The organism is Achromobacter sp. 1L-A-4-B-C2, assembly GCF_057291955.1.
Map to the genome: position 1 here is coordinate 527,458 of NZ_JBXAWP010000001.1, position 21,122 is coordinate 548,579.

The window sequence follows — 21,122 nt, forward strand, 5'->3', positions numbered from 1 at the left end:
CCTACGGAAGCACGCTTGCCCGGGCTAGTTCTTTTCGATGCCTGCAATGTCCACGGCTTTGCCCCACAACGCGTAGTCGTCCCGAATGATGGTCGAGAAGCCCGCCGCGTCGGTGGGCGCCAGTTGCAGACCGATATTCTTCAGGCGGTCGGCCAGGCCCGGCGTGGCGGCGGCATCCTTGAGCGCCGCCTCCAGCTTTTTCACGACGGGCGCCGGCAGCCCGGCAGGCCCCACCAGCCCCACCCAGCCCTGCGTGGCCAGCGGCACGCCGGCCTCGGTAAAGGTGGGCGCATCCGGAAACAACACCGACCGGGACGCCTGCGGCACGGCCAGCACGCGCGCCTTGCCGTCCTGCACCAGCAACGCGGCCAGCCCGTCCCCCAGGATCGCCATGTCCACTTCCTTGCGCAGCAAGCCGACGCGCGCTTCGGACGTGCCCTTGTAAGGCACGTGGACGATGTTGGTCCCGGCCGCGGCGTTCAGCATTTCGCCGGCCAGGTGGCCACCGCTGCCGACGCCGAACGAGGCAAACGTCAGCTTGCCCGGCTCGGCCTTGGCCTTGGCAATCAATTGGTCAAAGGACTTGAGAGGCGAGTCGGCGGGAACCACCAGCGCAATCCCCAGGCTGCCGAAACGGCCAATCGGCGTGAAGTCGCGTTGCGGATCGTAGGGCGGCGTCCTGCGAATATGCGGCACCAGCGTCAAGGCCGCTTGAAACGGTGCGGCCAGGATATAGCCGTCCGGCTTGGCGCTGGCCACATACTTCATCGCGATCTGTCCGCCCGCGCCGACGCGGTTTTCGACCACGACCGGCTGCTTCAGGCTGTGCGACAGGCCGTCGGCCATCAGGCGGGCGATGGTGTCGGTGTCGCTGCCCGCCGGCAAGGGCACGACCAGCGTGATGGGGTGCGACGGATATTCCGATTCGGCCAGGGCCGGCGCGGCGCCGCCCACCAGACCGATGGCGATGCAACAGACGGCGGCGCGCCGCGAGACTAGGGACAACGAGGTCATCAGCATGGCGATTCTCCTTCGGTGAGTCAGGCTGTGCCTGAGTTAGTTTCCCGCCTGGATCAGGCGCGCCGCCTTTTCCCCGATCATCATGGAAGGCGCATTGGTATTGGCGGAACACAGGGTCGGCATGATCGACGCATCCGCCACCCGCAGCGACGTGACGCCCTTGACTCTCAAGCTGGCGTCGACCACGGCCTGATCGTCGTCGCCCATCCGGCATGTACCCACGGGGTGATAGGACGTTTGCCCGATGGTCCGCGCATAGTCCAGCAGCCCGGACGCGCTGCCTTGTTCGGCGCCGGGGCGCGTTTCCCGCACCACGAACCGGGCCAGCGCCGGCTGGGCCGCAACCTTGCGCGCCATCTCGATGGCCGCCACGGTCACGCGTCGGTCTTCATCGCTGGACAGGTAGTTGGCCTGGATGACGGGCGCGTCGCCGGGTTCGCGCGACTTGATGTGCACCGATCCGCGCGACGTCGGGCGCAGCGGAAAAGTGCCAATCGAGAAGCCGGGGAAATCGTCCAGCACCAGCCGCTTCGGGTCACGCGCGTCAGGGCTGGACAGCCAATGCAACTGCAACTTGATGTCCGGCTGCGCCAGCGCCGGGTCCGACTTTGCCAAGGCATGCGCCACGGCGCTTGCGCAGCTCATCATGCCGCGACCTCGCAGCGCGAAATCGGCCGCCATCCAGGCCTTGCGCAACGGATTGCGCATGATCTGGTTCAGCGTGGTGGCGTTGCGGCATTCATACGTGACCCGCGTATGCAGATGGTCTTGCAGGTTTTCGCCCACGGCGGGCGCATCGCGCAGGACCGGGATGCCAAGGTCTTGCAGCAGGCCCTGCCGCCCGATGCCGGATAGCTCCAGGATCTGGGGCGACTGGATCGCGCCCGCGCAGAGTATGACTTCACAGGTGGCGGTGGCCTCGCAACGCTGGCCATCCAGCTGGTACTGAACGCCGCTGGCCCGCTTGCCGTCGAATACGATCTTGGACACCAGCGCACCCGTTTGCAGCCGCAGATTCGTATTGGCAGCCAAGGGCCGCAGGAACGCCTCGCGGCTGCTCCAACGCCAGCCCTTGCGGATGTTGTGCTGCAAATAGCCCACGCCTTCATAAGAGGCGCCGTTGTAGTCCGGATTACGCGGGATGCCCGCGGTGACACAGGCGTCGATAAAGGCGTTCATGAGAGGGTGCCGCGAGCGGAACTCCGTGACCGACACCGGTCCGCGACGGCCACGGATGGCCGGATCACCGCCCGCATAGCCTTCGATATCGCGAAAGATCGGCTTCAGGTCGTCGTAGCCCCAGCCTTGTGCGCCGAACTCGTCGCGCCAACGATCGTATTCGCAAGGGTCGCCATGCACCCAGATCATGCCGTTGACCGAAGACGATCCTCCCACCACCTTGCCTCGTGGCCAGAAGATGCTGCGGCCATTCATCTGCGCCTCGGACTCGGTATGAAAGCGTCGCAATCCGCGCTCGCCGCGCAGGATGTACGCCACGCCGGCCGGGATGCGGATCCAGATCCAGCGGTCGTCATCGCCTGCCTCAAGCAGCAACACGGACCGACCGCCGGCCGCCAGCCGGGCGGCCAGCGCGCATCCCGCCGAGCCCGCGCCCACCACGATGAATTCGTACTTTGCCTGGGTCATGACGTTGCCTCCAACAGACGGCGCAGTTGCGCGGCTTCATTACCCATGCGCTGGAAACGCTTGTCGGGCTGCTCGGGAAAGGGGTTGCCCTTGCCCAGCACCGGCGCACACGGCGAGATGGTCAGCTCGACCAGCACCGGGCCGTTCGTCTGGATGATTCGCGGCAACATCGCCGCCAGCTCCGATTCATCGGCGAAGCGGAACGACGCGGCGTATCCGGCAGCCCTGGCGGCCGCGCAGAAATCAACCGCCCCATTTCCGGCCAGCCCCAGATTGGCGTTGCCATTGAACTGCACGCCATTGGCAAACACGAAATGGACGAAGCGTGCCGGCGCGGCGCCCGCCACGGTGGCCAGGACACCCAGCTCCATCAGCAGGCTGGCATCGCCGTCCAGCACCATGACGCGGCGCTCGGGTCGCGCCAGCGCGATGCCCAGCCCCAAACCGGCCGCGCCTCCCATCAGGGGAACCGAGGACAACGCAAGGGGCGCGCCCGGCGCGACCTCGTCCATGGCTTTCATGGCGCTCATGGTGCTTACCAAAACGGCGTCGCCGCGGGCCTCGTGAATGGCACGGCAAGCTTGCAATGTGGTCATCGACATATGCGGTTCAATCCCATTCCGTGTGGCGGCCGACGATGATGGCGGCGGGTGAGCGTTGCTGCTCGGCATGCGCGTGGGCGGCGGCAATTGCGCCCAGGTCCTGCGCGGTTTCAAGTCGCCAGCAGGCGATGCCAAGCGCGTCCAGCACCGGTTCCAGCAGGCTGACCATATGGCGTCTGGAAGCGCGCATGTCCTGGCCGTAGTTGCTGAACTCGCGGCCAAACTGGCCCACCATCAACAGCAGCGGAATGCCGGCATCCAGGCCACAGGCGCGCAGCGAATTGACGCAGTTGTAAAGGCCCTGGTTCTGCATCATGACGACCGGGCGGCGGCCACCGATGTACAGGCCCGTTGCAACGTGGATCGCCTGGTTCTCGTTGGCGCAATAGGTCACGCGAAGGCGGCCGCCGTTGGCGTCCAGGCATTGGTGGGTGGCGATCTGCACGAAGTCCGGCACGACGGTCGCGGAATCGATGCCGCAGTCGGCCAAGGCGTGCGCGATGGCACTGCCCTTCACGGCGGGCGGGGGGGAAGATGGCATGGCTAGTCTCCTGGTATTGCGCGGATGCCGGGTTGCGAAGGTCACCGCTGCCAAGGCGCGATGACCGCCTTGGCATAGCCCTCTTACTGGCGGCTATTCCCGATCTGTGCAGACAAGTGTAGGCTTGGCAACGATCCGGTATTAGTCATTTATTTTTATCAATCGATGCGTTTAAGGTATTGCCATGAACCCGCCCTCTGCCCTCGTCCGACGCCTGCGCGCCCGTCACCTTGAGCTGCTGCAAATTCTGGGCGAGGTGTCGACGGTGCACGCGGCGGCCAAGCGCATGAACCTGTCGCAACCCGCCACCACGCGCATGTTGCGCGAGGTGGAAGCCATGTTCGGCGGCCCCTTGTTCGACCGCAACGCGCGGGGCATCGCGCCTAACCGCTCGGGCACGGCGCTGATTGCGCGGGCGGCAATCCTGATGCGGGAATTGGGCACCATCGAAAACGAAATCGGCCTGGTGCGCCAGGGGCAACAGGGCCTGCTGCGTATCGGCGCGCTGTCCGGCAACCTGAACGCGACGGTGGCGGTGGCGCAGTTGCTCAAGAAGGCGCCCACGGTGCAGGTGTCCATCCGGGAAGGTCAGATCAACCTGCTGATCGCCTCGCTGTTGGGCGGTGAGCTGGACTGTGTAGTCGGCCCCATCACCGACGAGGAACTGCGCAATGTGCGCATCGACGAGCTGCGCCTGGAGCGCCTGGTCGAAGATTCGATGGCGGTCGTCGCGTCGCCCAACAGTGCATGGAGCCGCCGACGCCGCATCAAATGGGAAGACCTGAGCGAGGCGCGCTGGATACTGCCGCCAACCGAGTCGGTCTTGAGACGTGCATTCATGCGCGTCTATCTGGAATTGGGAATGCGCCCGCCCCAGCACACGGTCGAGGCGCTATCGCCCTTGACCACGCGGTCTCTGATCACGCTGGGCACGGTGGACCTGGGCTTGCTGCGCATGGCGCACGCGAAAGAAGAAGCCCGCCTGGGCGGGCTGAAAATCCTGTCGATGGTATCCACGCCCAAGCTGCCGGCGCTGGCGCTGCTTGCGCGCCGGGCGCCGAGCCTGCGCTCGGCCCCGTTGGACCTGTTCATCGAACTGCTGCGGGAATCGTCCGGCGCCATCCATGACGCCCGGGCGTAACCCCGCGTCCTACACGCGCGCGGTTGTGGAGTCGTGCAAAGTCGTTTCGGACTCGCGCGACTGCGCTTGCCCTTCCTCTCGCGCCTCAAGCTCGTTGCCCAGCACCTCCGCCGAATCGTCCTGACCGGTTTCCGGCTTGAAGCGGCGGCGGGTATGCCCAGCCGCGCGTGCGCCCTCGCCATCGTCCGGCCGCTCGGCTTGCAACGTGACGTTGGCCGCCGGCGCATAGCCGCGCTTGTCCTGCCCGAAGTACACCACCGTGTGCGGGTACGGCAGCTCGATACCGGCCGCATCGAAGTGCTTCTTCAACAGGCGGTTGTAGCCGCGCTGCACGGCCCACTGCATGCCCGGCGTGGTCTTGATGAGGATGCGGATGGTGACGCCCTTGTCGTTGACGGCGGTAACGCCCGCCACCGTCATTTCCTCCAGAATCTCGGGGCCGAGCACCGAGTCGGTCATCAATTCGGCAAACGCGGCGCGCAAATGTTCAATGGCGTCGTCCACGCTTTCACGATGCGCGATGGTGTATTCACCTAAGTGATACGAGAAGTCACGCATGTGATTGGCGACCACATCCACCGACGAGAACGGCACCAGGTGATAGCCGCCGTCCAGCGTGCGTATGCCGACCGAACGGATCGTCATCTTCTCCACGGTGCCGAACACGCCGGCAACCTGCACCACGTCGTTTTCGTTCATGCCATTTTCAAGCTGGATGAACACGCCGGTGATGATGTCCTGCACCAGCTTCTGCGCGCCGAAGCCGATGGCCAGGCCCACCACGCCGGCGCCCGCGATCAGCGGCCCGACATCGATGCCGATCTGCGACAACAGCACCATCAGCGTCATGGTCACGATGACGATCAACGCGGCATTGCGGAACAGCGACAGCAACGTGCGTTCGCGCGCGCTGGGCATGCCACGTCCTTCGCTTTGGCTCAGGCGGTGTTCGATGATGCTGGCGATAACCGTCCAGGCCAGCGCCGCGATCAGCAGCACGATGACCACGTTGACCACTATCTTGATGGCCGCCCCACCGGCGTCCGACGACAGCCAGCGCGACAGGTCGAAGGCGTGCCAGGCGTCCAGCACCAGCAACACGATGACGATGCGAATGATCCAGCCCACGCTTTTCAGCAGGGCGGGCACATAGGCGTTCACGCGCGCTTCCAGCATGGGCAGGCGCCGACGCAGGTCGTCGGACAGGCGGATGGGCTTGGCCAGTATCGTGTTCAGAAACAGGATCAGCAGGCTGCCCACGCCGATGACCAGCAGGGTCTGCGCGGTGGCGCGCGCCATGAAGGGCAGCGCGTTGGTCGGGTCGATCTGGCTGACGATGAGCAGCACGGTGAAGTAGCCGATGCCCAGCACGTGCCAGATGCGCGACAGGAAGTGCAGCCGCGACCCCATGAACGTGGCCGCGTTGGCGGCATGGCGGTTCATGCGATCACGCACCGAATGGCGGTTCTGCCAGATGATGCGCACGGCGTACACGTACACCACCAGCATGATGACCATGCTGGCCAGGCGACCCAGGGCGGGCGACAGCGCGGCCGAGATCACCGGGTCAACCAGCAGCGTGCCATAGCCCGCCGCCGCGACCACGCGCACCAGCCACGCGTTCCAGTACCGGGCCAGCTCGTCGGACATCGGCAGCAGGCGCAGGTGCGGATGCCGTACCGCGAACACCGTGCGGATCAGCACCTTGACGATTTCCACCGCCACGAAAGCGCGCAGGAACACCGCCGCCAGCGTGTCCAGCGTGCCGCGCTCGGGCGTGCCCCACAGGGCGGCCGCCCCACCCGCCATCGCGGCCAGCAGCACAACGCCGGCATCGATGGCAACCGCGCCCACGATGGCGCCCAAGCGTTGGTACAAGCCCCGCATCGATGCAGGCGCGCGGCGCGGAGTGCCGGGGTCGTGAACGGTCGCCGCCTCGGAAGGGCTGGCATGTTCAGCCACCCAGCGGTCGATGCGCGTGTAGATGCGCATGGCGATCATCCGCAGCAGCAGATAGGCAATGACGGTTGCTAAGCCGGCCAGCAGCAACGGCAGCAGCGCATTGCCGGCGGTGGCGCCGTCCATCCGCAGGCTGCGACCCGAGGCCAGCGCGCGCATATCGTCCACGCCCTGCCCCATGTCGGCGGCCACGCCGGTCAGGAACTGCTGCACGCCATCGGCCATGCGTTCCTGTAAACCGGGCTCGGTCGGGGCCTTGGGGGAAGTGGCCGCACCCGGCGCGGGGGACGCGGCGGGCGGCTTGCCCGCCGCTTGCGCTCGTAACGCATCGACCAGCGCCTTGCGTGCCTCGGGATTGTCCAGCAGGTCGGCCAACGCATCGGGCGTCAGCGCGGATGCCGATGCGGCGGGCGGCTGCGACGGGGGTTGTAGCGGCGACGCGGCGCCAGCCTGCCCCGGCCAGGTCAACAACACGCAACTGAGCATCACCACCAGCAGCCACACCGCCTGCCATGGCCTCGCGCGTCGGTGCCGCCAAAGGCGGGCGGACTCTTCGCGGGGCGGATAAAAAAGGGATGCTGTCGTTGCGAATCGAACCACTAATAAAACTCCTCTGCGATCAAGGCCAGGAACGCGGCGCGCGATCGCAGGGACAACGCCGCCAAGGGCTAAATGATAAAGCCCAGCCGCTTCATCAGATATTTAGGCGATTCTTCATACCCTTGGCGGTAGTAGAAGCGGTGCGCATCCACGCGGCGTTCGTGGCAATGCACTTCGATGCGGTCGCAGCCGCGCGCGCGGGCTTCTGCTTCGGCCGCCGCTTCGAGTTGACGGCCGACGCCCGCGCTGCGGGCCTGGTCGTCAACGCAGAAATACGCGATGCGGCAGAAGTCGCCGGGCAGCGCCAGCTGGATCATGAAATGCAGGTTGATAAAGCCCAGCAATTGTCCGGCATCGTCGTGAGCCACCAGCAACAGGGCATCGGGATGCGCCGATAGCAGGGCGATTTTTTCCGCCATGAAGGCGGTGGTGCCGGGATAGCCCAGTTGCGCCAGCAAGGTGGCGATGGCGGGGCCGTCCTGGGCGGTGGCGGGGCGTAGGTGCATGTCGGTTTCCGGGCTGCGTGTGCAAGACTGCGCGGAAATTTATGACGGCATCGTGTCCGCCTCATGACAAGCGCGCGGCCCCGCGCCCCCGGGCACCTTCAATCAGGGCGTGACCTGATAGCCGCGCTGCTGCATGCAGCTGGTGTATGCGGACGACGCCGCGCTGCTGGTCTTGGCCTGCTCGCGACGGTCCTGCCGCTGGCGCGACCCACCCACCACGGCGCCGGCCACCGCCGCGTCCTTCGCCTGGTTTTGACGGTATTCCTGCTTGACGTCGTCGTCCATGCGGTCATAGGCCTCTTCGTGCTTCTGGCCACGCGCGCCGGCCACTGCCGCGCCCGCGACAGCGCCCGTGGCGGCGCCGCGCGCACGACCGCCGGATTGCGTGGTGTCGGTGGTGCCGGTGCCCCCCGCCTGGGCCTGGCAGGCGGCGACGTCTTGTTGTGTGGTTTCAGGAGACTGCCCTTTCATCGGCGTAATGGTCTGTGCGGTAGCGGTCAGGCCGATGGTCGAGAGCAGCAAGGCAACGCAGGGAATGATGGACTTTTTCATAGAAAACTCCACGTGCGGTTAAGAACCCTGGACCTTGCAATGTAGTCCCGCATGCCGTGCTTCGGCCCGTGTCCGGAATACCCAATATTGGGTATGGCGCTATGGGGACAAAGAGATGGGGCCAACGAGATGGAGACAACGACAACCCGTATCCGGCGCGTGCTGACGTCCTGCCGCTAACACCAATGGCTGATTGATGGCGAGGGGGCCGACTCCTATTCTGCGCTTGCCTGCCAGACGAGCCAGAAGCCAGGGCCAGGCGCCAGGGCCAGCCCGCCCACGCGCTTGCCGCGCAGGCGTCGCGCGTCGATTCACCCAACAAGAGGGCGCGGTCCCTCGCTTTCTGCCCCGGAGGTTTACATGCGCCCATCCCACGTCCGCGCCGACAACAGCGGCCCGCCGCCGCTTGGCCCCGAGCCGGCAAAACGCAGCTTGCCGGTGTCGCTGGAGCAGCAGGCAAAGACCATGCTGTTAAGCGGCCAGAGCTCGGTGGCCGACGTCGCGCGCGCCTGCCGCTTGTCGCGCACGCATTTCACAGCCGTGTTTCGCGATGCCGCCGGCACGACGCCCCACCGTTGGGCGCTGCTGCAACGCATCGCCCAAGCCCGCGAACAGCTGCGGATACCGGACAAGACGCTGGCCGATATCGCACTGGATTGCGGGTTTGCCGACCAGGCGCACTTCACGCGCGTGTTCCACAACGTGGTCGGCCTGACGCCCGGCGCGTGGCGTCGCGCGGCCGACGCCTGACCAATTTCCTGACCGTTTTCCTGACCGATTCCTGACCGAGGCGCGGCGATCACAGGCGTGTTCCCCTCTTCGCCTTCGCGCCTATACGAAGGCGTTATTGTGCCGCCGATAGCGCCCCCATAAGCTTCGTTCCGTCCGCTGCCGGACAGGTTTTCATGCCACGGGATGCGCGCGCATCCCTTTCACAATCCGTCTGCTTGCGCCTTGCAATCACGCATCGACAGACCCTTCGAACATTCGCCATGACCCAATCCAAACTTGAAGTGCTGACCCCGCAAAACAGCCAACTGATCTTCATTGACCACCAGCCGCAGATGGCCTTTGGCGTGCAGTCCATTGACCGTCAGGTTCTGAAGAACAACACCGTCGGTCTGGCCAAGGCCGGCAAGATCTTCAACATCCCGACGACGATCACCACCGTGGAATCCGAGAGCTTCTCGGGCTACACCTACCCCGAATTGCTGGATGTGTTTCCGGACCAGAAGGTGCTGGAACGCACCTCGATGAATTCGTGGGACGACCAGAAGGTGCGCGATGCGCTGGCCGCCAACGGCCGCAAGAAGGTCGTTGTGGCCGGCCTGTGGACCGAAGTCTGCAACACCACGTTCTCGCTGTGCGCCATGCTTGAAGGCCAGTACGAAATCTACATGGTGTCGGACGCCTCGGGCGGCACCAGCAAGGAAGCGCACGACCAGGCCATGCAGCGCATGATCCAGGCGGGCGTCGTGCCGGTGACGTGGCAACAGGTGCTGCTGGAATGGCAGCGCGATTGGGCCCGCCGCGAAACCTATGACGCCGTGATGGCGCTGGTGAAAGAGCATTCGGGCGCCTACGGCATGGGCGTGGACTACGCCTACACGATGGTGCACAAGGCCCCGCAGCGCACGCGTACCACGCACGAAGCGATTGCCCCCATTGCCGCCCGTTGATCTGACGCTTACAGGACCCGCAACATGAATGTGCAATCGCAAAGTGCTTTCCCGGCCGACCCCGCCGGCCAGACCATCGTGACCGCCGACGGCACCCGCATCTACTACAAGGATTGGGGCGCCGGCCAGCCGGTCGTCTTCTCGCACGGATGGCCGTTGCACGCCGACGCCTGGGACGCGCAGATGCTGTTCCTGTCCGAGCGCGGCTTTCGTGTGATCGCCCATGACCGTCGCGGCCACGGCCGTTCGGGCCAGCCGTCGCAAGGCAACGACATGGACACCTATGCCGATGACCTGGCCGCGCTGCTGGACGCGCTGGACATCCAGGGCGCAACGCTGGTGGGCCATTCCACCGGAGGCGGGGAAGTTGCCCGCTACATCGGACGCCATGGCAGCAAGCGCGTGGCCCGTGTGGTGCTGATCGGCGCGGTGCCGCCGGTGATGGCCAAGACCGCGGCCTACCCTGACGGTTTGCCGATGGAAGTGTTTGATGGCATTCGCCAGGGCGTCATGCGGAACCGCTCGCAGTTCTACAAAGACCTGACCCAGCCGTTCTTTGGCTTTAACCGGCCGGGCGCCAAGATCGAACAAGGCACCATCGACGCCTTCTGGTTGCAGGGCATGGCAGGCGGCATCCGTGGCCAGTACGCGTGCATCAAGCAGTTTTCCGAGGTGGACTTCACCGAAGACCTGAAGAAGATCGACGTGCCCACCCTGATCCTGCATGGTTCGGACGACCAGATGGTGCCGATCGCCAACTCGGCGGAAAAGGCCGTGAAGCTGGTCAAGAACGCCACGCTGAAGGTCTACCCGGGCGCCTCGCACGGCATGTGCGTGCTGGACGCCGAAGAAGTCAACGCCGACCTGCTGGCCTTCATCCGGGGCTGACCGCCCGGCCCCAGGGCCACCTGCATAAAGGCGCCTTCCGGAGCGCCTTTTCCGGGGCGCCGGGCAAGCAAGCCCGGCGCCCTGCCTTTCTTTTTTTACCGGAAGTCTCTAGTGAAATGCTATGCAAAACCGCTAGCCGCGTGCCTGTTGACCGTGGCGGCGCCGGTCTGCGCTCAATCGTCGGTAACGCTATACGGCAGGTTGAACACCGCGCTGGAAAGCAGCTGGATCAGCGGCGGACCCGAGCCGGGCAGCGCCGCCCGGATGACCAATAACCGCTCGGTGTTCGGGCTACGCGGCACGGAATGGCTGGGCGACGGCACCAGCGCCATCTTCCAGATTGAAAGCGGCATCGCGCTGAACACCGGCCAGGGGCAGATCGCCAGCCGCAACACGCGCGTGGGGTTCGACGGCCCCTATGGCACGCTGTTCCTGGGCAACTGGCACACGCCCTATACCGAAGCCACGCTGGCCTACGACCCCTACTACGCGACCACGGCGGGCTACATGGCCTTGCTGGGCAACGGCTCGGCCGCCAGCACCGGCAACGTCGAGAACACCAGTTCGTTCGACCGCAGGCAAAACAATTCCCTGCAATACCGCACGCCGTCCTGGCAGGGCTTAAGCGGTGGATTCGCGTGGGGGTTGCCCCAGGAAAAAATGACAACGCCGCGCAATCCGCAGCTGTTTTCGTGGTCGGGCAGCTATGACCGGGGCGGTTTGAACCTGGCGCTGGCTTACGAACTGCACCGCAATTACCAGGCGGCGAACACGCACGATGACGCCTTCAAGATGGGCCTGTCGTATCAGTTTCCGACGACGCGAGTCGCAGTGGTGTATGAACGGCTGCGCTATCGGACGGCCAGCGGATCGTTGACCCGGGACGGCTATTACGTGTCGATCGTGCAGGCGCTGGGCCGGGGCAGCCTGCGCGCCGCGCTGGGCGTGGCAAGCAACGGCCGCGGGGCGTCGACGCAGACGGTGGGCTTTGTACGCAGCGGATCGGACACCGGCGCGGCGCAGTGGACGGTCGGGTACGACTACCCCTTGTCGCCCCGCACCGCCCTGTACGGCTATTACTCGCGGATCAGCAACCGGGCGCGCGCCGACTACGACTTTGCCATCAACAGCCTGGGCGTAACGCAGGGCACCAGCCCGCAAACGCTGGCCATCGGCCTGCGCCACAACTTCTAGCGGGGATCTGCCGCGCGCCGCAACCGGCTACGACTTTGGTGGTAGCGGATGCGTCCCCGGCGCGGGGCCGTGCCAGAATTCCGGACATGCAAGTTGCCCCAGCAGCGCAAGCCCCGCGCGCCGACTTGTGCGCACGCCCCCTCAGGAGTTCATCGTGAAGCCATGCGCCAGCCCCGGCATTTCCCACCCCGTGGACCCCGTGGTCTATATCGTCGATGACGAGCCCGCGATCACGCAGTCGTTGGTCGCGCTGTTTGCCTCCGTGGGCCTGGCCGCCAAGGCCTTTCACAGCGTGCGGGAATTTCGCGAGTTCGACAGGGGCGATCGCCCGGCATGCCTGCTGCTGGACGTGCGGCTGCGCGATGGCAACGGCCTGGCGCTACAACAATTGCTGCAAAGCGACGGCGATGCCCTGCCCGTCATCATCATGACGGGTCACGGCGATATCCCCATGACCGTGCGGGCCATGAAGGCCGGTGCACTGGACTTCCTGACCAAGCCCTTCAACGAACAGGACCTGCTGGATTGCGTGCGGCTGGCCTTGCAGCGCGACGGCGAGCGCCGCGCCTGCGAGCAGGCCATGCACGGCCTGGTGCAGCGCTATCAGAGCCTGAGCCCGCGCGAAAGGCAGGTCATGAAACACGCCACGGCGGGCTTGATGAACAAGCAGATTGCCGACCGGCTGGGCATCAGCGACATCACCGTGAAGATCCACCGGGGCAACGCCATGCGCAAGATGCAGGCGCGCAGCTTTGCGCAACTGGTGACGATGGCCGGGCAGATAGGCGCGGTCGCTTAGCCCGTGGCTAGTCGCCCACGGCTGGCCTCCCGCAGCTCGCCGCCCGCAGCTAATCCCCCGCTTCGAGAAGCCCCATGGACTGTGCCAGCAACACCAAATCCGCGAACGTGCGGGCCTGCATCTTGCGCATGGCGTTGCCACGATGAATTTTTACCGTGGCTTCGCTGATGTCGGCCTTGGCGGCGATCTGCTTGTTCAGCAGGCCGGCCGCCGCCAGCCGCATCACTTGCTGTTCACGCGGCGACAGCGTGGCGTAGCGTTCGCGCAGCGTCCGCGCGTGGCGGGCGGTTTCATGCCGCGCGCGCGCCTTGTCCAGCGCGGCGTGGACCGCGCCCAGCAGGTCTTCGTCAGTGAATGGCTTGGCAATGAAATCCACCGCACCAGCCTTCATGGCGGTGGCCGTCATGCGCACGTCGGCGTGGCCCGATATAAAGACGATGGAAAACGGCGCATCGCCCGGCGACAGCCGCGCCTGCAAGTCCAGCCCGCTCAGGCCGCGCAACCGCACGTCCAGGATGATGCAGGTGGGCACGGTGGGCAAGCCGCCTGCCAGCATCTCTTCGGCCGACCCGAAGGTGCGCGCATCCAGCCCCTCGGACCGCAGCAGATTGCTCAGCGCCTGGCGTATCGACGCGTCATCGTCCACCACCCAGACCACGGCCCTGGCCGCTGCGGTGGCGGTTGCGGCTGCGCCTGCGGTGGCGCAAGCGCCAGACGGGATGGCGGATTGATCTTGCATGGTGAAATCGGCGCGCGGAAACGGCAAGGAGCGGGGCGGGAAGAGAGGCAAAAAATTATACCTTTGTATGGCTTTTTTCCCGGGGCTTTCTGCGGGTATGCTTGGGAACTCGCGACGCGGCCATCCAGCCGCTCGTCGCCCTTGATACAGGAATGCACAGTGAATGCCGCCCCCCTCATTGCGGTCGTCGACGACGACGCTTCAGTGCGTAAGGCGCTTGGCAGCTTGCTGCGCTCCCTGGACCTGAACGTGGTGTTGTACGACGGCGCGGCGGGTTTGCTGGATGCCGAAGACCTGACGCGGCTGTCCTGCGTGGTCACCGATATCCAGATGCCCGGCATGACCGGCCTGGCCATGTGCGCGGCCCTGCGCGAACGTGGCCTTGGCGTGCCCGTCATCCTGATGACGGCATTCCCCGAAGAACGGTATCGCGAACAGGCACGGCAGCTGGGCGCATTCTGCTTTCTTTGCAAGCCCTTCGAAGACGCCGAAATCCTGCGCTGCATCGACCGCGCCATCCACCCGGAAGCGCCGGCTCCCTGACATGTCCGCCTTCGACCCAAGCGCCGGCCTGGCCGCCTCCCCCTTTGTCGGACGCGGCGCGGAACTGCGCATGCTGGACGACGCCCTGGCCCGCGTGACGGTGCAGGGCAACGCCGAACTCGTGCTGCTGGCTGGCCCCGCCGGTTCGGGCAAGTCAACCTTGGTGGACCGGCTGGCGCAACGGGCGGAACTGGCCGGCGCGAGCTTTGCCGGCGGGAAAAGCGACCAGCAACTGCGCGACATTCCCTACGCCCCCATCACCGATGCCTTGCGCACCCTGACCATGGCCGCGCTGGGCCGCGATGAAGACGCGCTGGCGCCGCTGCGCGCGCGGCTCGTCGAACGCCTGGCGGGCCAGGGCCGGACCGTTGCCGAGATCTTTCCCGAGATAGAACATCTGATCGGTCGCACCGCGCCTTTGTCCAGCGTGCCGGCCAAGCAGGCCCAGCAACGCGTGCACAACGCCTTGCTGCAAACGTTTTCCGCCTTTGCACAGGCCGGCTATCCGCTGGTGCTTTTCATCGACGACCTGCAATGGGCCGACGCCGATACGCTGGCCTGGTTGAAGGCGTACACCGTCAATCCCCCTGCGCACGTGCTGCTGCTGGGCGCGTATCGCGACCAGGACCGCCAAGCAAGCCAGGCGTTTGAATGGCTGATTCACGCCGACCGCTGGAACCCCATCCAGGTCACCCGCATGACGGTGGCGCCGCTGTCCGCACACGATGTCTGCGAACTGACCGCCGCCGTGCTGGGCGGCGACGTCGATGCGGTCAAGCCGCTGGGGCAGGCGTTGCACCAGGTCACGGCGGGCAACCCTTTTTTTGCCCGGCAGCTGTTGTTGACCCTGATGGACGACGGCGTCCTGTCGTTCGACGCAGCATCGAAAACCTGGCTGTGGAACCCGGCCGACGTGATGAATCCGCGCTATGCGGCCAGCGTCGTGGACCTGATGGTGACCCGGCTTGAACGCTTTCCCGAAGACGGAAGGCGCTTGTTGAGCCAGATGGCCTGCGTGGGCCTGCGCAGCGGCGACGCGCTGCTGGCCCGCATTGCCGATCTGCCCGTGGCCGATGTGGCGGCCCGGCTGCAACCACTGGTCGATGCGGGCCTGCTACGCCATGACGACGGCGTCTATGTGTTCGCGCATGATCGTGTGTTGGAATCCGCGTACGCCATGACGCCGCCCGCGCAGCGCCCGCAAGCGCATGCGCGCATCGCCACGCTGATGGCACAGCTATGGGCCGCCCAGCTTGGCGACTACGCATTCGAAATCGCCAACCAGATCGAGCTTGCCGAGGGCGTTGACCCCACGCTGGCGCAACGCGTGGCGTTCGTGCGCGTGCTGACGCTTGCCGGGCGCCGCGCCAAGGAGGCGGCGGCGGTGCAGCAGGCGGCCCGCTACGTGGGCGCGGCCTGCCGGCTGATGCAGCCGGACTGGTGGACGACGCAGTACGCGTTGGCCTACGACGCCAGCCTGCTGCGATGCGAGTGCCTGTTGGCGCAAGCCGAATTCGCCACGGCGGCGCAAGAGATCAGCGCCCTGCTGGCGCGCGAACTGCCGCCGATGGACGAGGCCGCGGTGCACCGGCTGAAGGCCGTGCTTCAAACGCTGCGGTCCGACTACGAAGGCGCAATCGGCGCGGCGCTGTCCGGTTTGGCGCTGCTGGACGTGCCCCTGACCCGCGCACCGTCCGCCGCCGCGCAGCGCGATGCGTATGACGTTGTCCGGCACAAGCTGGCCGGCCGCCCCATCGCCTCGCTGGGGCGCACGGCGATTACTCGCGACCGCCGCGTCCAGACCGTGATGGGCCTGCTGTCCACGCTGATCTCGTCTTTTTTCGTTGACGACGGCATCCGTTTCACGCATCTGGCCAAAATGGTGGAACTGACGCTGGACCACGGCGCCACGCCGGAATCCGCCTATGGGCTGTCGTGGTACGGCGTTTTCATCGCGGCGCAGTATGAGGACTATGAGGACGGCTTGGCCTACGGACTGGCGGGCATGGCGCTGGCCGAGCATCACGGCTTCGAGGCCGAGCGCATCGCCACGCTGGTGGCGGTGGACCAGGTCAGCCCCTGGACGCAACCGCTGAGCGTCGCGCTGGGGCACGTCCACACCGCCGTGTCGCTGGGCCGCGCGTCGGGCGACCTGGGCATGGCGTGCTACGCCAGCAACCACATCGTGTCCGACCTGCTGTTCATGGGCGAGCAGCTGCGCCTGGTCGAAGAGGAAATCGAACGCGGCCTGGCGCTCACGCGGTTGATCCAGTACATAGACATCGAGCTGCTGCTCAAGGCGCAGCACGGGTTCACGCGGCGGCTGTTGGGTACGCCCTTGTACGTGGGCGACGAGCCCGCCTCCGAGCAGGCGCGCCGCACGCGGTCGGAATCCACCCGGTTCTGGATCTGGCTGTACGACGGCATGGGAGCCTTTTACTTCCATGACTACGCGGCAGCGGTCGACAGCCTGTCGCGCGCGGCCGCGCTGAAGTCGTCCGTGATCAGCCACATCAATACGGCGGATTGTCACCTGTACCTGGCGCTGGCCATGGCGCGTGCACCGGGCGCGGCGGCCGACCCCGCCGCCACCATCGCGGCGTTGCAGCCGCATCGCGCGCGCTTTGTGACCTGGAGCCAACTGAACCCGGCAACCTTCCTCAGCAAGCTGCAACTGATTGACGCCGAACTGGCCCGCCTGCGCCAGCAGCCGCTGGTGGCGCTGCAAAGCCTGGAGGCATCGTCCGACGGCGCGGGCGCGGCGGGCTTCGTGCACGAGCAAGCCCTGGCCCACGAGATGGCGGCCGGCCTGTGCCAGGCCAACGGCCTGATGTCGGCGGCCCGTCAGCATGTGCGGCTGGCCCACGCCAGTTATCGCCGTTGGGGCGCCAGCAAAAAAGCCGACCAGGTGTTTGCCACGCACGCGGCCTTGTTGGCGTCGCGCGCGGACGCCCCTGAACCGATCGAGCGCGACGGTGCGGCCAATGCGGCGGACTGGACCATCGGCGTGCGCGCATCGCAGCTGATTTCCAGCGAGGTGGTGCTTGACCGCCTGGTTGAAACGCTGATGACCAACATGATGGATTATGCCGACGCGCAATACGGCCTGTTGCTGCTGGTGCGCGGCGGAGCGCCGCTGATCGAGGCGTCGGCGCGCCGCGTGGGCGATACCTGCGCGGTCACGCTGGGCAGCGCCACCCCCACGGCGGACACGCTGCCGCTGACGGTGCTGCACAGCGTGCTGCGCTCGCACCAGACGCTGGTGCTGGCCGACGCGGTGGTGGATGCGCCGTCGATCCACGCGGCAATGGCCGCGACGCGGCCGCTGCGCTCCGTACTGTGCCTGCCGCTGATCCGGGGCGGCATGCTGCTGGGCGTGCTGTACCTGGAAAACAACGACGCGCCAAATGTGTTTGACGCCGGCCGCACGGCGGCGCTGGAACTGCTGGCGCCGCACGCGGCGATCTCGCTGGAAATGGCCGGGCTGTACGCACAATTGGTTGACGAGAACCAGCGGCGCGCGCAAGCGGAAATGAATTTACGCATGGCGCGCGCCGACCTCGCACGCACGTCGCACCTGACGGTAATGGGGGGGCTGGCCGCCTCGATCGCGCACGAAGTCAATCAACCGCTGACGGCAATCGTGACGTCGGTCGGAGCCAGCCTGCGTTGGCTGAACCGGCCGGTGCCCGACATCGATGAAGCTCGCGAAAGTCTGAACCACATCAAGCGCAACGGCCTGCGCGCGGCCGAAATCATTCGTGCCCTGCGCTCGCTGGCCAAGCAAGCGCCCGCCGTGCTGGCGCCGGTGCGCGTGGACGATACCCTGGGCGACGTGCTGACGCTGACGCAGATGGAAATGGACGCGCAACAAGTGCGCCTGCTGACGCGCCTGGAATCCGACGCCGCGCTGGTCGAGGCAGACCGCACGCAACTACAGCAGGTGGTGCTTAACCTGGTCACCAACGCCATCGACGCCATGCACGCCACGCCGCAAGGACAGCGCCAGTTGATCGTGTCGTCGCGGCTGGAAGGTGACATGGTCGAGGTCAGCGTTGAAGACCGCGGGCCCGGCATCGCGGCAGAGGATCTGGGTCGCATCTTCGACCCCTTCTTCACCACCAAGGCGCAAGGCATGGGCATGGGCCTGGCGATCTGCCGATCAATCATCGAAGCGCATGGCGGCACCCTGCACGCGCAGCCGCTGACGCCGTGCGGCACCCGCTTCTCGTTCCAGCTCGCGCGCCTGCGCACGGCAAACTAACGTCCGCGGAAAGGACATGGGCCAGCAAGGCCCATGCCCAAAAGCGCGCACACGGGCAGGTCCGGCACATGCTAGGCTGGCACTATTTCCCGCCCGTCCTACCCAGATGAAATCCTTTCTCCAGTCCGAGAAGTTTCTACTCTTGGCGTGCGCCATCGCCGTTGCCGGATACGCCGTCGATTCACAGCTGCGCGACGTTGGCCGAATGGCCAGCCTGGCGGAAACCACCATCCTGATCGGGGCCATCCTGTGTGCGTCGTTAAGCGTGGCGCGCCATGCCGAGCGCATCGCGCAAAAACTTGGCGACCCTTACGGCAGCATGATCCTGACGCTGTCGGCGGTGCTGGTGGAAGTGATCGTGCTGGCCATCGTGTCGTCCAAGGGCGGCTCGCCCACGCTGGTGCGCGACAGCATCTACTCGGCCGTCATGCTGGACATCAACGGCATCCTGGGCGTGGCCGCGTTGATTGGCGGATTCAAGCATGGCGAACAGGCCTACAACGACGATTCCGCGCGCACGTACAGCGTAATGATCCTGACTGCCGTGACGGTGTCGATGATCGTTCCAGAATTCGTGCCGCAGGCCAGCTGGCGCGCGTACAGCGCCTTCACCATCGTGGCGATGTTGCTGCTGTACGGCGTATTCCTGCGCATGCAGACCGGTCCGCACAGCTACTTTTTCAGCTACAGCTATCCCGAAAAGAAAACGCGCCGCAACCTGCCCGCGGCGGCGCAGACCAGCTGGCGTCCGTCGGCCGCGATCATGGCGGCCGGCATCATCGCGGTGGGTTTCCTGGCGGAACTGATGTCGCATTCGCTGGACCGCAGCCTGGAAGGCGTTGATGTCCCGATCGGCCTGATTGCCTTGATCGTGGCGGGCATTTCCGCCGCGCCCGAGATGCTGACCGCGCTGCGCGCCGCCCTGGCCAACCGCATGCAATCCGTGGTGAACATCGCCTTGGGCGCGTCGCTGTCCACGGTGATCCTGACCGTGCCCGCCATGGAGGCCATGGCGTTGATCTCGGGCCAGCGCATCGTCATGGCAATGACGCCGCTACAGACGCTGATGATGCTGGTGACGCTGCTGGTCGCGGCCATCAACCTGAATGACGGCCAGACCAATGCCATTGAAGGCATGACGCACTTTGTGCTGTTCGGCGCCTTCCTGATGCTGCTGTGCCTGGGTTTGTAGGACTTTAAAACCGCTGATGCTGCCCAAAGGGCACCTCGGCGTCGGTCGGCTTTTCGAAGGTGGGCGCTTCGCCGTTCAGGTCCGCCGCGTGGATGCGCGCCAGCCGCGTCGCCTCGTCAATTGCCGTCTGCGCCGACGAGTACGTGCTTTCGATGGCGATGCGTTCGCGCGGCTGCGGTTCGCCAGCAAACGTCAGCGTATAGCCGATGCGCCATGCCCCGCCCTCTTCAACGGGCCGCTCGATCTGAAAATCCCACTTTGGCTTTTCCATGATTCCTCCTGTTGAAACGCCCCATGCTACCGCGATTGCGTGCGGCAAAAAATGGTCCCGGCAGCGCGGGCGACGGGCATGGCAATTGCTGCACAGCGGCTTTCACGGCCCCCGAGGAGACGCCATGATTTCCGAACGATTGCGCAGGTTGCGGCACATCGCGAAATTCGCTGCGGAACGTTCCGGCGATTACGTAGAGCTGGTGGGCATCGAGTTATCGCTGTACCGGGGCGCGTTGATCTCCACGCTGATCAGCGGGGTGGCGCTGGTGTTCTGCGCCCTGGGCACGTTGGGGTTCATCTCGGTTGCCGCCATCGTCACCTTCTGGGACACCGACTACCGCATGCTGGCCGCGTGGCTGGTTGCCGCCGCCTGGCTCATGGTGACCCTGATTGCGCTTGCCATCGCCCGCTACAACGCACCCAAGGGCTCGCCCTTTGCCGAGCTGAGCCACCAGGTCCGACTGGATACCGCCGCCGCACGGAGCCACTATGCCCAAGACCACCACCCAGGCTGATAAAGACGCGCTTTTGGCCAAGATGGAGCGCGACCGGCAGGTACTGCGCCGCGCCGGCATGGCAAGCGCGCGTTCGCCCTCGTTTGGCCAGGCGGGCGCGGCATGGGCCAAGACCACCGCCTTGGCCGCCGGCGCCGCGCTGGGCTGGCCACCATTCCTGAAGCAACCGCTGCGCGCCATGACGGTGGTGGCGTTGCGCGCCCGTGTCGCCGAACTGCTGGACCGCCGCAATACCCGCCGCGTCAGCGGCATCCTGCCGGCGCCCGAGGTTGAGCGATTGACGCGCTTGATCGCGGAGCTGCGCGCGTCGATGGCGCGGCTGGAAGCGCTGGGGCCGGAGGTGACGACGGGCGCGGATGCGATAGAAGCCGAGCGCCTGCGCATGCAGCTGGACGAGCACGTGCAGCGGCTGCGCGCGTTGCAAGACGGGATGTCGGCGGATGCCAGCAAACCCTTGCCACCTTGAAC

General features: G+C 66.0%; 20 protein-coding genes. 11 read left to right on the forward strand and 9 right to left on the reverse strand.

Going from position 1 to position 21,122, the window contains the following annotated elements; genetic code table 11:
• Positions 1 to 24: 24 nt before the first annotated feature.
• The 4 genes from AC0Z35_RS02485 to AC0Z35_RS02500 all read right to left on the reverse strand — a co-directional run bounded on the left by AC0Z35_RS02485 (position 25) and on the right by AC0Z35_RS02500 (position 3,810).
• Complete coding sequence (locus AC0Z35_RS02485) at positions 25 to 1,020, reverse strand: Bug family tripartite tricarboxylate transporter substrate binding protein (protein ID WP_485131449.1); 996 nt, start codon at positions 1,018 to 1,020, stop codon at positions 25 to 27.
• A 36-nt stretch (positions 1,021 to 1,056) separates the two neighbouring features.
• Positions 1,057 to 2,667, reverse strand: a complete 1,611-nt coding sequence (locus AC0Z35_RS02490; RefSeq protein ID WP_046803865.1) for a GMC family oxidoreductase — start codon at positions 2,665 to 2,667, stop codon at positions 1,057 to 1,059.
• The gene (locus AC0Z35_RS02495; RefSeq protein WP_485131448.1) at positions 2,664 to 3,197 is read right to left on the reverse strand and encodes a thiamine pyrophosphate-dependent enzyme; all 534 of its coding nucleotides are present in this window, start codon (positions 3,195 to 3,197) and stop codon (positions 2,664 to 2,666) included. The genes AC0Z35_RS02490 and AC0Z35_RS02495 overlap by 4 nt, the downstream gene beginning before the upstream one ends.
• Positions 3,198 to 3,276: 79 nt before the next feature.
• Positions 3,277 to 3,810 (reverse strand): thiamine pyrophosphate-binding protein, encoded by a 534-nt coding sequence (locus tag AC0Z35_RS02500; protein ID WP_319301367.1) that lies wholly within the window; start codon positions 3,808 to 3,810, stop codon positions 3,277 to 3,279.
• Between the two features lie 184 nt (positions 3,811 to 3,994).
• On the opposite strand from AC0Z35_RS02500, the gene AC0Z35_RS02505 reads away from it, so the two are divergent.
• Complete coding sequence (locus AC0Z35_RS02505) at positions 3,995 to 4,951, forward strand: LysR family transcriptional regulator (RefSeq protein ID WP_485131447.1); 957 nt, start codon at positions 3,995 to 3,997, stop codon at positions 4,949 to 4,951.
• Between the two features lie 9 nt (positions 4,952 to 4,960).
• On the opposite strand, the gene AC0Z35_RS02510 is transcribed toward AC0Z35_RS02505, so the two are convergent.
• From AC0Z35_RS02510 to AC0Z35_RS02520, 3 genes are all read right to left on the reverse strand, one after another.
• The gene (locus AC0Z35_RS02510; protein WP_485131655.1) at positions 4,961 to 7,396 is read right to left on the reverse strand and encodes a mechanosensitive ion channel domain-containing protein; all 2,436 of its coding nucleotides are present in this window, start codon (positions 7,394 to 7,396) and stop codon (positions 4,961 to 4,963) included.
• A 182-nt stretch (positions 7,397 to 7,578) separates the two neighbouring features.
• Positions 7,579 to 8,016 carry a GNAT family N-acetyltransferase gene (locus AC0Z35_RS02515; protein ID WP_219991053.1) on the reverse strand — a complete coding sequence of 146 codons (438 nt, stop codon included), beginning with the start codon at positions 8,014 to 8,016 and terminating at the stop codon, positions 7,579 to 7,581.
• A gap of 102 nt (positions 8,017 to 8,118) precedes the next feature.
• On the reverse strand, positions 8,119 to 8,568 hold the full coding sequence (locus AC0Z35_RS02520; protein ID WP_485131446.1) for a hypothetical protein: 450 nt from the start codon (positions 8,566 to 8,568) through the stop codon (positions 8,119 to 8,121).
• 360 nt (positions 8,569 to 8,928) lie between these two features.
• On the opposite strand from AC0Z35_RS02520, the gene AC0Z35_RS02525 reads away from it, so the two are divergent.
• The 5 genes from AC0Z35_RS02525 (at position 8,929) to AC0Z35_RS02545 (ending at position 13,128) form a co-directional block, all read left to right on the forward strand.
• Entirely contained in the window at positions 8,929 to 9,318 is a 390-nt protein-coding gene (locus AC0Z35_RS02525; RefSeq protein WP_104142122.1) for a helix-turn-helix transcriptional regulator, read from the forward strand.
• Positions 9,319 to 9,560: 242 nt separating this feature from the next.
• The gene (locus AC0Z35_RS02530) at positions 9,561 to 10,247 is read left to right on the forward strand and encodes a hydrolase (protein WP_485131445.1); all 687 of its coding nucleotides are present in this window, start codon (positions 9,561 to 9,563) and stop codon (positions 10,245 to 10,247) included.
• 24 nt (positions 10,248 to 10,271) lie between these two features.
• Entirely contained in the window at positions 10,272 to 11,135 is an 864-nt protein-coding gene (locus AC0Z35_RS02535; protein ID WP_104142119.1) for an alpha/beta fold hydrolase, read from the forward strand.
• A gap of 111 nt (positions 11,136 to 11,246) precedes the next feature.
• A complete protein-coding gene (locus tag AC0Z35_RS02540) occupies positions 11,247 to 12,329 on the forward strand; it encodes a porin (protein ID WP_485131444.1) in 1,083 nt (360 codons plus the stop codon).
• A 154-nt stretch (positions 12,330 to 12,483) separates the two neighbouring features.
• Positions 12,484 to 13,128: a response regulator transcription factor gene (locus AC0Z35_RS02545; protein WP_485131443.1), complete on the forward strand. Its 645-nt coding sequence runs from the start codon at positions 12,484 to 12,486 to the stop codon at positions 13,126 to 13,128.
• A 49-nt stretch (positions 13,129 to 13,177) separates the two neighbouring features.
• Here AC0Z35_RS02545 and AC0Z35_RS02550 read toward each other — a convergent pair whose 3' ends face one another.
• The gene (locus AC0Z35_RS02550; protein WP_219991055.1) at positions 13,178 to 13,867 is read right to left on the reverse strand and encodes a response regulator transcription factor; all 690 of its coding nucleotides are present in this window, start codon (positions 13,865 to 13,867) and stop codon (positions 13,178 to 13,180) included.
• 159 nt (positions 13,868 to 14,026) lie between these two features.
• On the opposite strand from AC0Z35_RS02550, the gene AC0Z35_RS02555 reads away from it, so the two are divergent.
• From AC0Z35_RS02555 to AC0Z35_RS02565, 3 genes are all read left to right on the forward strand, one after another.
• Complete coding sequence (locus AC0Z35_RS02555; protein WP_104142114.1) at positions 14,027 to 14,410, forward strand: response regulator transcription factor; 384 nt, start codon at positions 14,027 to 14,029, stop codon at positions 14,408 to 14,410.
• Between the two features lies 1 nt (position 14,411).
• A complete protein-coding gene (locus AC0Z35_RS02560; protein ID WP_485131442.1) occupies positions 14,412 to 18,674 on the forward strand; it encodes an AAA family ATPase in 4,263 nt (1,420 codons plus the stop codon).
• A gap of 106 nt (positions 18,675 to 18,780) precedes the next feature.
• The gene (locus AC0Z35_RS02565; RefSeq protein WP_485131441.1) at positions 18,781 to 19,866 is read left to right on the forward strand and encodes a calcium:cation antiporter; all 1,086 of its coding nucleotides are present in this window, start codon (positions 18,781 to 18,783) and stop codon (positions 19,864 to 19,866) included.
• A 4-nt stretch (positions 19,867 to 19,870) separates the two neighbouring features.
• Here the strand turns inward: AC0Z35_RS02565 and AC0Z35_RS02570 are convergent, their stop codons facing one another.
• Positions 19,871 to 20,137, reverse strand: coding sequence for a hypothetical protein (locus tag AC0Z35_RS02570; protein WP_485131440.1), 267 nt, complete (start codon positions 20,135 to 20,137; stop codon positions 19,871 to 19,873).
• Positions 20,138 to 20,261: 124 nt separating this feature from the next.
• Here AC0Z35_RS02570 and AC0Z35_RS02575 point away from each other — a divergent pair, with 124 nt between their 5' ends.
• Together AC0Z35_RS02575 and AC0Z35_RS02580 are read left to right on the forward strand one after the other, a co-directional pair.
• Entirely contained in the window at positions 20,262 to 20,654 is a 393-nt protein-coding gene (locus tag AC0Z35_RS02575; protein ID WP_485131438.1) for a phage holin family protein, read from the forward strand.
• Positions 20,629 to 21,120 carry a hypothetical protein gene (locus AC0Z35_RS02580; protein WP_485131437.1) on the forward strand — a complete coding sequence of 164 codons (492 nt, stop codon included), beginning with the start codon at positions 20,629 to 20,631 and terminating at the stop codon, positions 21,118 to 21,120. The genes AC0Z35_RS02575 and AC0Z35_RS02580 overlap by 26 nt, the downstream gene beginning before the upstream one ends.
• Positions 21,121 to 21,122: the final 2 nt, after the last annotated feature.